Below are 2,183 nucleotides of genomic sequence, written 5' to 3'. Positions count from 1 at the left end.
GAGGAATCCCGGCGTCGGGCGTCGGCTGACCGGGGCGGAAGTCGGCGAGCAGGGCTTGCGCCGAGCGTCGGTTCCGGGGGCGGCGATGGCATCGCCCCGGCTGCGCTTCACATAGGCGGCAATGGCGCGCCGCGTGGCTTCGGCAAAACGCTGGGGCCGGTCGGGCGGCGAGAGCTTGTCGAAACCCAAACGCTGGAGCTGGGCGAAAATATCCGCCGCAATCCACGCCGCCGCCGACGGCACCGCCGGGCGTGGCGAAGACGTGCAGGCCGAGCGCCTGTTGCAGCGGCGCTTCCAGCAGCGGCAGGGCTGCGCGCAAATCTTCCGGCGTCAGTGTGCCGCCCGCGCTTTTGCTGGCCTCGACCAATTGGCGCGCGGCAAGGCCGGTGTAGAGATCGCCGATCCCGGCCAGACGCAGGCGCGCGAGCAGGCTCGCCAGTTCCGGCTGACGAATGGGGGTGCCTTCGGGCAGGGGGAAGCCGCCGGGAGCGAAATAGAGCGCTTGGGTTTGCGCATCCAGCATCGGGGCGACGCCGGGGATGTTCAGATAGGCGGCAAAGGCGCGCGACAGGGGAATGCCGAGGCGGGCGGCCTGTTCCGCCGGGCCGATGGTCTGTTCGATGCGCAAGCGCCCGCCCTTGCTGTGCAGCAGGGCGAGGCCGCGCGGCGTCATCGGAATGCCCATACCGCCCTGGGCGGCCGTGCGGGGGAGGAAGTTGATCGTCTCGATCTTCTTCGTCAGACTATCGAAGCTGAGGCACGCCCCGCCGCCCGATAGGCCCGCGACCGATGGCAGGGTGACGCCCAGCATGAAGCCGCCGGTTACGGCGGCATCGACGGCGGTGCCGCCTGCCGATAGAATATCGCGCATCGCCAGGGCGGCGTTCGGCTCGTCCGCCGCGACGCCGCCCAGGAAGCCCTTGACGTAGCCCGCCGAGCCAACGGCGGTTTTTCGGCGTCTCGGCGCAGCCGCTGAGGACCGCAAGGGAAAGAATAAGCGTGCCGTATAATTGACGCTTCGACTGGGGAAGCTTACCTAGGATCATCATGACCAAGCGCGCGCCTTTGCTGAAGCGACTGATTGCCGGATGTCTGGCTGGAACCTTGACGGTGGCCGGGGGAATTTCCCCTGCCCACGCGCAAGGCCTCAACCTCGTCCGTGATGCGGAGGTGGAAACTAGCATCCGCGCTCTATCAACGCCACTTTTTGAAGCGGCGGGCTTGCGGCCCGAAGCGGTGCGCATTCTGCTGGTCAATGATCGCCGCCTAAATGCCTTCGTTGCGGGCGGCCAAAACCTGTTTCTGAATACGGGTTTGCTGGTGCGCGCCGAGAATGCCGGGCAGGTGATGGGCGTCATCGCCCATGAAACCGGGCACATCGAAGGCGGGCATCTCGCCAAACTGCCGGGGGCGATGCGCGAGGCGATGATCGGTTCGATCTTCGAAAGCGTGCTGGCGATGGGGGCGATGATTGTCGTGGGCTCGCAGCGCAGCCGCGATTCCACCGTGCCGAATTCCAATACCGGCACACCGCCGTCGGGGGGTGGGGGCGGCGGCCAGTCGGTTGCGATGCGGAACCTCTTCAGCTTCACCCGCACGCAAGAAACCTCGGCGGATGTCGCCGGGATGGCGCTCCTCGATCAAACCCGCCAATCCTCGCGCGGTTTTTTGGAGTTTATGGAGCTTCTCGCCAATCAAGAATATCTGGCGTTGGAGCGGCAAGACCCCTACGCCCGCACCCATCCGCTCTCGCGCGAGCGGGTGGAAGCCCTGCGAAACCATGTGGCGAAATCGCCCTACAGCAGCGTGCCGGTTGCGCCGGAGTTCGTCGCCGCCCATAAGCGCATTAAGGCCAAGCTAATCGGCTTTTTGGAGCCGCAGGCGACCGTGTTTCAGCGCTACCCGACGACCGATACGAGTTTGGAGGCGCGCTACGCCCGCGCCATTGCTTATTACCGCGTGCCCGACATCAATCAAGCGCTGCGCACCATCGATGGTTTGCTGGCCGAATTTCCGAAAGATCCGTTCTTTTGGGAGTTGAAGGGGCAGATGCTGTTCGAGAATGGCCGCCCCTTGGAGGCGCGCGAACCTTACGAAAAAGCGGTGGCGTTAAGCGGCGGCATCCCGATTTTGAAAATCGATCTCGCGCAGGTGCTGCTGGCCGTGGCGGAAACGCCGGGCGC

Annotated in this window: 2 protein-coding genes; one reads left to right on the top strand and one right to left on the bottom strand. The window is 65.5% G+C overall.

The genetic code is table 11. The annotated features are described in order from the left end of the window. A partial coding sequence (locus VZ95_RS13375; protein WP_198148293.1) for a gamma-glutamyltransferase occupies positions 1 to 985 on the bottom strand: 985 nt, incomplete at its 3' end. A 62-nt stretch (positions 986 to 1,047) separates the two neighbouring features. On the opposite strand from VZ95_RS13375, the gene VZ95_RS13370 reads away from it, so the two are divergent. Further along, on the top strand, positions 1,048 to 2,183 hold a 1,136-nt coding region (locus VZ95_RS13370; RefSeq protein ID WP_045776288.1), incomplete at its 3' end, for a M48 family metalloprotease.

The sequence above is a fragment of the Elstera litoralis genome (assembly GCF_000963705.1).
GTDB lineage: Bacteria > Pseudomonadota > Alphaproteobacteria > Elsterales > Elsteraceae > Elstera > Elstera litoralis.
The sequence above is the reverse complement of the archived record's forward strand: the minus strand, read 5'-3'. Positions and strand labels throughout refer to the sequence as shown.